A 7,941-nucleotide genomic window follows, 5' to 3' on the forward strand; every position below is an offset into this window, starting at 1 on the left:
GGCTGTCGTTCTTCTTCGCCTGCCATTCCAACTTCCTGGAGGAAGTGGCGAAGTTCCGGGCGGCGCGGCGGATGTGGGCGCGCATCATGCGCGAGCGCTTCCACGCCAAGAACCCGAAATCGTGGATGCTGCGCTTCCACACCCAGACCGGGGGCGTGACTCTGACCGCGCAGCAGCCGGAGATCAACATCGTGCGCACCGCGCTGCAGGCGCTGGCGGCGGTGCTGGGCGGGACGCAGTCGCTGCACACCAATTCCTTCGACGAAGCCCTGGCCCTGCCCACCGAGGAGGCGGCCCGCATCGCGCTGCGCACGCAGCAGATCATCGCCTACGAGTCGGGGGTACCGCACACCATCGATCCCTTCGGCGGGTCGTATTTCGTCGAGTCACAGACCAGCGAGATCGAGAAGCGGGCCCAGGAGTACGTCGAGAAGATCGACGCCATGGGCGGCATGCTCAAGGCCATCGAGCGCGGCTACGTGCAGGCGGAGATCCAGAACGCCGCCTACGACTTCCAGAAGCAGGTGGACCAACTGGAGCGCGTGGTAGTGGGCGTGAACCGCTTCCAGCTCGAGGAAGAGAAGGAGATCCCCATCCTGCGCATCGACCCGGACCTGGAGCGCAAGCAGGTGGAGCGGGTGCGGGCGGTGCGGGCGAAGCGCGACCCGCAGCGCTGGAAGGCGGCGCTCGACAAAGTGGGCGACGCAGCCCGCAACGGCGACAACCTGATGCCCCAAATCATCAAGGCGGTCGAGAGCTATTGCACGGTGGGCGAGATCTCCGACACCCTGCGCGCGGTCTTCGGCGAGTACAAGGAGACGGTCGTCATCTAGTGCGGATGCGCATGATGGGCCGCTTCGGCGATCGCCGGCCGGCGACCTTGAACCCGGCCTTCTTGAATGCGGGGGTCACGCCCGTCCAGATGAAGGCCGCGGGCCACGTGCCTTTCACGTCCTGGGGATAGGCTTCTACGACATTCGCGCCGTGCTTGCGGGCCAGTTTCACCGCGGCCTCGATCAGCTGCGTGCTCAGGCCACGGCGGCGCCATTCCTTGGCGACGAACAGGCAGGTGATGGACCAGACCGGCTGGTCGTCCAGCGGCGCCAGCACACGGGAGCGTTCCAGGAACGAGAAATCCTCGCGGGGAGCGACGGCACACCAGCCGACCGGCTTGCCATCGGCATAGGCCAGCACCCCCGGCTCCGCGCCGGAACGTAAGAGCTTGCGAAAAGCGCGGCGGTTCCCCTCGCCCTGGCCGTTCTTGAACTGCGCGCGGGTGAGACGCCAGACCATGCACCAGCAGCCGGCACAGGCGCCACGCGGCCCGAACAGCTTCTCGACATCGGCCCAGCGGGCAGCGGTGGCTGCACGGAACACGAATGCAGGAGGGTGTTTACTCGGTGAGCGCTTCGGCTTCGTAGTCGCAGGCTTCACGGCAATCCCGGCACATGTACTGGCCGTCCTGGACCAGGCGGACGTCATGCGAGCCCTGGCAGAGGGCACAGTAACGGTCGCATTTGCACTCCGACTCCGGCTTGTCGCACAGCATGCAGAGGAACTTTTCGGCCATGGGCGGAGGGTAGCGCGGGGGAGGGCAAAGCACAAGGGTCTCCCGTCGCGGACGCGGTCCCCCCGCTGCGCCACGTCGATTTTTGGGCCTAACTGTGATTGCCGTCACAGAATCGGGGTTGGATCGGCGGTACCCTGCGCTGCCGTCCGGGGAGTGCGGCGGCTGCATTGACCCTCGAAAAACCGCGTGTTAACGTACGGGGTTCTTCGATCCCACGCCGCCCCGAACAGGAGTCGCCCTTGTCGTCCACGGTCGAAGCCACGGCTCTGCGCAAGACCGCCCTCAATCCCGTCCATCGCCAGATGGGCGCCAAGATGGTCGATTTCGGCGGCTGGGACATGCCGGTCGAGTACCCGTCGCCGGCGGGTGTTCTCAATGAGCATATGGCTGTCCGGACAAGAGTGGGCGTGTTCGACGTCAGCCACATGGGTGACATCCGGGTCAGCGGCCGCCAGGCGCTGGAGGCGGTCCAGCACATCTCGATGAACGACGCCTCGAAGCTGCAGATCGGCCAGGCGCACTATTCGGCGCTGCTCTATCCGGAAGGCACCTTCGTGGACGACGTCATCGTGCACAAAGTTGGGGAGCACGAATTTCTATTCGTCATCAACGCAGGCACCCGGGAGAAGGACTGGGCCTGGGTGAGCGAAAGCGTGAAAGGCTTCGACTGTAAAGCAACGCATGAGAGCGATGACTTCACCCAGCTCGCCATCCAGGGGCCGCGCGGGGTGGAGGTGCTGCAGAAGCTCACTGACGTGGACCTGTCGAAGATCAAGAACTACTGGTTCACGTTCGGTACGGTGTGCGGCCTGAAGGACCGGATGATCGCCCGCACCGGCTATACCGCCGAAGACGGCTTCGAGATCTACATCCCGTCGGACGAGAAAACCAGCGCCCGGGTGTGGCGTGAGGTGCTGGAGGCGGGCAAGGAGTTCGGCATCCTACCCTGCGGGCTGGGCGCCCGCAACACCCTGCGCCTGGAAGGCAAGATGGCGCTCTACGGGCACGAGATCAGCGAGAAGATCAACGTGTGGGAGGCGGGGCTCGATCGCTGGTGCAAGATGGAGAAGCCCGATTTCATCGGCAGGCAGGTACTGGAAAAGACCAAGGCCGCGGGGGTGAGGCGCGCGCTGGTGGGGCTGGAGATGATCGAGCGCGGCATCGCCCGCGACGGCTACAAAGTGTTCGACGGAGAAGCCGAGATCGGCTACGTGACCAGCGGCTCCTTCGCTCCGTTCCTGAAGAAGAACATCGCGCTGGCCTACGTGCCGCCGGAGAAATCGGCGCTGGACACGGTGGTGGGCGTGGAGATCCGCAACCAGAAGGTGAAGGCCAAAGTCATACCGACTCCTTTTTATAAACGGGCCCGAAAATCCTAGTTTCATGGCAGGACACCATGTCGGAGACAAGAGAGCAAGCGATGAACTATCCCAAAGAGCTGAAATACACCAAAGAAGACGAGTGGCTGAAGGTTGAAGGTGACACGGGCACGGTGGGCATCACCGACTACGCCCAGAACGCGCTGGGCGACATCGTGTTCGTGGAGCTGCCCAAGCCGGGCGCCACGGTCGAGGTGGGCAAGAGCTTCGGCACGGTAGAGTCGGTGAAGGCGGTGAGCGAGTTGTACTCGCCGGTGTCCGGGACCGTCACCGCAGTCAATGGCGAACTGACGGATGCGCCGGAGAAGATCAATAGCGACCCCTACGGCGCGTGGATGATCAAGGTGAAGTTGACCAAGCAGTCCGACAGCCTGATGTCGGCCGCTGACTACGAGAAGTACGCCGCGGAGCGCGGCTAGCCGCGCTGCGGCGGCCCGGGCCCATGCACTCATTCCCAGCAGCAGGAGTTTTCATCTATGAAGACAGCGATCGACGAGCCGGAACGCCAGGCGGCGTCCCGGCTCGATACCGTGATGCGCTACCTGCCGAAATCGGCGGCCGACCGGGAGGTCATGCTGCAGGAGATCGGCATCAGCTCGATCGACGAGCTGTTCGCGCCCATCCCCGCCGAGTTCCGGGTGAAGGGCGACCTCAACATCGCGCCCGCCTTCTCGGAAGCCGAGATTGTCGAATACTTCCGGCAGCGCTCGGCGGAGAACGCGGCGGGGTTCAAGATCTTCCTGGGTGCCGGGGCCCACAACCACTACCGGCCGGTGGTGATCGACATGCTCATCTCGCGGGGTGAGTTCTTCACCGCCTACACCCCCTACCAGCCGGAGATCTCGCAAGGCACGCTGCAGGCCATCTTCGAGTTCCAGACCATGGTCTGTGAGCTGACCGGCATGGAGGTCGCCAACGCTTCCATGTACGACGGCTCGACCGCCGTGCCGGAGTCGGTGATGATGGCGGTACGCGTGACCGGACGCCGGGGAGCGGTGGTGGCCAAGAGCGTCCATCCGGAATACCGCGATGTGCTGAAGACCTATGCCCACTACCAGGGCCTGCCCATCACCACGGTCGGCTTCGGCGACGATGGCCGTGTGGACCTGAAAGCGCTGGATGCGGCGGTCACCTCCGACACGGCCTGCGTGCTCATCCAGTCTCCAAACTTCTTCGGCACGATCGAGGAAGTCGAGACGGTGGCCGACATCGTGCAGCGCAAGGGGGCGCTGCTGGTGGTCTCCATCGCCGAGGCGGTGTCGCTGGGCATCGTGAAGCCGCCGGCGGAAGCCGACATCGTGTGCATGGAAGCGCAGGCGTTCGGCATCCCCACGGGCTTCGGCGGTCCCTACTGCGGGGTGATCGGCACCAAAGAGAAGTACGTGCGCCAGATCCCCGGGCGGCTGGTGGGCCAGACGCTGGACCGCGACGGCAAGCGCGGCTTCTGCCTGACGCTGTCCACCCGCGAACAGCACATCCGGCGCGAGAAGGCTACCTCGAACATCTGCACCAACCAGGCCCTGGTGGCGCTGATGGCCAACATCTTCATGACCATCCACGGGCGCGAGGGACTGCGGGAGCTGGCGCTGCAGAACCTGGCCAAGGCCAAGTACGCGCGCGCCGAGTTTGCCCGCAAGGCCAAGGTGCTGTTCGACGGCGCGCCGCGGTTCAATGAGTTCGTGGTGGTCACGAACGAAGACCCGCATGCGGTGAACGACCGGCTGCTGGAAGAGAAGATCGTCGGCGGCTTCCCGCTGAAGAAGTTCTACCCCGAGCTGGGCAACGCGGCGCTCTGGTGCTGCACGGAGCTGCTGAGCAAGCAGGCGATCGACGCGGCAGTGAAGGCGGTGAGCCGATGAAAGACCGCATCCGCAAAGCCACGGAGCACGTGAACCAGAACGAGGGCCTGATCTTCGAGAAATCCTCGCCGGGCAAGTTCGCCTACAAACTGGTGCCGCTGGACGTGCCGGAAGTCGATCCGGACAAGGAGTTGGGACGGGCAGCACGGCGCGACCTGGGCAATATGCCCGAGGTCAGCGAGATCGAGGTCATCCGCCACTTCACCCGTCTTTCCACCTGGAACTACGGCGTGGACACCGGGCTCTACCCCTTGGGCTCCTGCACCATGAAGTACAACCCGCGGGTGAACGAATTCGTGGCCCGGCTGGAAGGCATGGCCAACTCGCATCCCTACCAGCCGGAGAAGATCTCGCAGGGCGCGCTGCTGATCCTGAAGGTGCTGTCGAAGTGCCTGCTGGAGATCTGCGGCATGGAGGGAGTGACGCTGCAGCCGGCAGCGGGCGCCCACGGCGAGATGACCGGCATCATGCTCATCCGGGCCTACCTGGAGAGCAAGGGGAACCCGCGCAGGAAGATCCTGATCCCGGACTCGGCGCACGGGACCAACCCCGCGACCGCCGCCATCTGCGGCTACGGGGTCGAGAACCTGAAGTCGAACGCCGCGGGCATGGTGGACATCCCGTCCCTGGTGGCACAGATGAACGAGGACGTAGCAGCGCTGATGGTCACCAACCCCAACACCCTGGGCGTGTTCGAGCAGGAGATCCACAAGGTCGCCGAGATCATGCACCAGAAGGGCGGCCTGCTCTACATGGACGGCGCCAACATGAACGCCTTGGTCGGCAAGGCGCGCCCGGGTGACTTCGGGGTGGACGTCATGCACTTGAACCTGCACAAGACGTTCTCGACGCCTCACGGGGGCGGCGGTCCGGGGTCGGGCCCGGTGCTGTGCACGCAGCACCTGGAGCCGTTCCTGCCGGTGCCGGTGGTCGTGACCAAGAAAGACGGGACGCTGGGCTTCGATTACGACCGTCCGCAATCCATCGGGCGGGTGCGGGCGTTCTACGGGAACTTCGGCATGCTAGTGCGGGCGCTGGCCTACATCATGGCCAACGGCCCCGACGGCCTGCGGCAGAGCACCGAGGACGCCGTGCTGGGCGCAAACTACATCCGCAAGAAGCTGGAAGGCGTCTACGACCTGCCGTACAAGACCCCGACCATGCACGAGGTCGTTTTCAGCGACCGCCTGCAGACCGCCAAAGGGGTGAAGACCGGCGACATCGCCAAGCGGCTGATCGATTATGGCTTCCATCCCTACACCGTCTCGTTTCCGCTGATCGTTCACGGGGCGCTGATGATCGAGCCCACCGAGAGCGAGTCGAAGGAGGAGATCGACCTGATGGTCGAAGCCCTGCAGGCGATCGCGAAGGAAGTCGAGGAGGACCCGAACATCGTGCTCGAAGCTCCGCATACCACGCGGGTGCGGAGACTGGACGAAGTGCGGGCGGCGCGCCAGCCGGTACTGCGCTGGAAGCCGCAGCAGGCAAAGACCGCGGCCGATTGATCTGAGGAGTTGGTAGGGCGTAGCGAGGAGGTGGTAGGAGCCCGGTTCCTACTTCTACCGGCTATCGCCTACCACCTTCGTGCTTACCTCTTAAGCTTCACCCCGACCCACACGTCGGTGCTCTCCCAGGCAAGGTGCAGGGTCGCTTCGCTGTCGCTCTTCTTGTCGAATGAGATGGTGAACGGGTCCACCGTCTTGTCGATCTTTCCACCCTTCATGGGGATGCGGGCCAAGTCCTGCTTCGGATCGTATTCTGTTCCCCACTGACCGGTCTGTCTATTGACGATCAGCTTCCAGCCGCTCTCCGAGGGCAGTGTGAAGAGCGTGTAGCTGCCGGCCGGCACGGCGGTACCACCGATGTCGAGCGCGACATCGGTCTTCAGGGAGGTGGCGTCGTTGGCGCCGGTGCGCCAGACCTGGCCGAACGGCACAAGTCCCCCGAAGATCTTGCGCGGCTGGCCGGTCTTGGGGTCGGCGATCTTGGGGCGGCTGTAGTCCACAGTTATCTTGTGGCCGCTAAGCGTGACCTCAGCGGTGCCGGGAGGGCTTGGGCGCTTGCTCTTGTCCTGCTGCGCGGCCGCGAGTGTCAAGGCGAGCGTGACCAACAGAGCGATGGATAACTTGCGCATGTCTAGCCTCGTCGAGTGGATTCAGGACGACAATTATCGGAGGTGCGCGCCTTTCTCGCAACCGCATGAAAAATGGGGGACCGCAAGGTCCCCCGTGCTGCGAGCAAAGGGAGAACTGCTGGATTAGACGCTCCCGCCCGCGATTGGTGAGCGTACACCACACCCTCGGCGCAAAGGATGTCCTGGCAGGGGTGCGGGTCAACTCTTCTTGGCGGTCACCGCGAAGAAGGCGGCGGCCTCCTGTTCCACCTTGTCACTGCCGCAATAAGGGCAGGCGATCTCGCCTTTCTCGTACTCGTGGAGGGTGAGGATCTTCTCGAACTCTTTCTCGCAGGCGTGGCAAATGTACTCGTAACGGGGCATGCAGGCCTCCCCAGGAAGGACATTTGTACACGGGCATTCTAATCCTTATGGCAAGAGGAATGAAGTGATGGGCTCACGTAAAATCGTGCCATGTCCGTGTTCGAGGAACGACAGCAAGAGCTGGAGAGATACGAGACCATGATGGGGGTGCCGCGGGGGCGGCTGGCGGTCACCCTTGACCTGCTGACCGACGCCCTCAGCCTGGTGGGGCAGCACGGCGTCTATTGCCAGAGCAACCGCTACCCCAACCGCCCGGCCATGGACGTCGAACTGATCATGAAGCTGCTGAACGACTCCAAGATCGTGGTCAGCAGTGTGATGGAAGAGCTGAAGAAAACCAAGGAAAAATAGAGGGCGTCATCCTGAGCGAAGCGAAGGATCCCGCGTGTTCACGCGAGATGCTTCGCGGCAGAAGCCGCTCAGCAGGACGCCCCTAGGGTTACGCGATCACGTACTTGCCGGTTTCGGTGACGCGGTCGGCGATCTGCTGCCGCAGGGAGACGACGTTGACCGGCTCGAACTTGGAGAGCCGCTTCACGATCGCCATCTGGGTGCGCAGCATGTCGCCCTCGGCGCAGGCCGCCACCACCTTGCGGGCGCAGGACTCGATCTTCTCGAAGGCGGTCTGCGCGTACA

Annotated in this window: 11 protein-coding genes; 6 read left to right on the forward strand and 5 right to left on the reverse strand. The window is 64.0% G+C overall.

The window, feature by feature from the left end:
- Window positions 1-833, forward strand: an 833-nt coding sequence (locus tag VMS96_04985) for a methylmalonyl-CoA mutase family protein (protein HVP42761.1), incomplete at its 5' end; no start/stop codon positions are given.
- Here VMS96_04985 and VMS96_04990 read toward each other — a convergent pair.
- Window positions 826-1,377, reverse strand: a complete 552-nt coding sequence (locus VMS96_04990) for a GNAT family N-acetyltransferase (protein HVP42762.1) — start codon at window positions 1,375-1,377, stop codon at window positions 826-828. The genes VMS96_04985 and VMS96_04990 overlap by 8 nt on opposite strands.
- A gap of 16 nt (window positions 1,378-1,393) precedes the next feature.
- Entirely contained in the window at window positions 1,394-1,603 is a 210-nt protein-coding gene (locus tag VMS96_04995) for a hypothetical protein (protein HVP42763.1), read from the reverse strand.
- A 206-nt stretch (window positions 1,604-1,809) separates the two neighbouring features.
- Between VMS96_04995 and gcvT the strand changes: the two genes are divergently transcribed.
- From gcvT to gcvPB, 4 genes are read left to right on the forward strand one after another with little or no spacing between them, the layout of a single operon-like run.
- Complete coding sequence (gcvT, locus tag VMS96_05000) at window positions 1,810-2,949, forward strand: glycine cleavage system aminomethyltransferase GcvT (GenBank protein ID HVP42764.1); 1,140 nt, start codon at window positions 1,810-1,812, stop codon at window positions 2,947-2,949.
- Window positions 2,950-2,966: 17 nt separating this feature from the next.
- Window positions 2,967-3,368 carry a glycine cleavage system protein GcvH gene (gcvH, locus tag VMS96_05005; GenBank protein ID HVP42765.1) on the forward strand — a complete coding sequence of 134 codons (402 nt, stop codon included), beginning with the start codon at window positions 2,967-2,969 and terminating at the stop codon, window positions 3,366-3,368.
- A gap of 57 nt (window positions 3,369-3,425) precedes the next feature.
- A complete protein-coding gene (gcvPA, locus tag VMS96_05010) occupies window positions 3,426-4,808 on the forward strand; it encodes an aminomethyl-transferring glycine dehydrogenase subunit GcvPA (protein HVP42766.1) in 1,383 nt (460 codons plus the stop codon).
- Window positions 4,805-6,313: an aminomethyl-transferring glycine dehydrogenase subunit GcvPB gene (gcvPB, locus tag VMS96_05015; protein ID HVP42767.1), complete on the forward strand. Its 1,509-nt coding sequence runs from the start codon at window positions 4,805-4,807 to the stop codon at window positions 6,311-6,313. Before gcvPA ends, gcvPB begins: the two co-directional genes overlap by 4 nt.
- An 83-nt stretch (window positions 6,314-6,396) precedes the next feature.
- On the opposite strand, the gene VMS96_05020 is transcribed toward gcvPB, so the two are convergent.
- Entirely contained in the window at window positions 6,397-6,942 is a 546-nt protein-coding gene (locus VMS96_05020; GenBank protein ID HVP42768.1) for a DUF2911 domain-containing protein, read from the reverse strand.
- A gap of 198 nt (window positions 6,943-7,140) precedes the next feature.
- A complete protein-coding gene (locus tag VMS96_05025; GenBank protein ID HVP42769.1) occupies window positions 7,141-7,305 on the reverse strand; it encodes an FmdB family zinc ribbon protein in 165 nt (54 codons plus the stop codon).
- A gap of 90 nt (window positions 7,306-7,395) precedes the next feature.
- Between VMS96_05025 and VMS96_05030 the strand changes: the two genes are divergently transcribed.
- On the forward strand, window positions 7,396-7,656 hold the full coding sequence (locus VMS96_05030; protein HVP42770.1) for a hypothetical protein: 261 nt from the start codon (window positions 7,396-7,398) through the stop codon (window positions 7,654-7,656).
- Window positions 7,657-7,744: 88 nt separating this feature from the next.
- Here VMS96_05030 and VMS96_05035 read toward each other — a convergent pair.
- Window positions 7,745-7,941 (reverse strand): hypothetical protein (locus tag VMS96_05035; GenBank protein HVP42771.1); only part of this gene is annotated, 197 nt, incomplete at its 5' end.

The organism is Terriglobales bacterium (assembly GCA_035543055.1).
In the GTDB taxonomy this organism is placed as follows: domain Bacteria; phylum Acidobacteriota; class Terriglobia; order Terriglobales; family Acidobacteriaceae; genus JAIQFD01.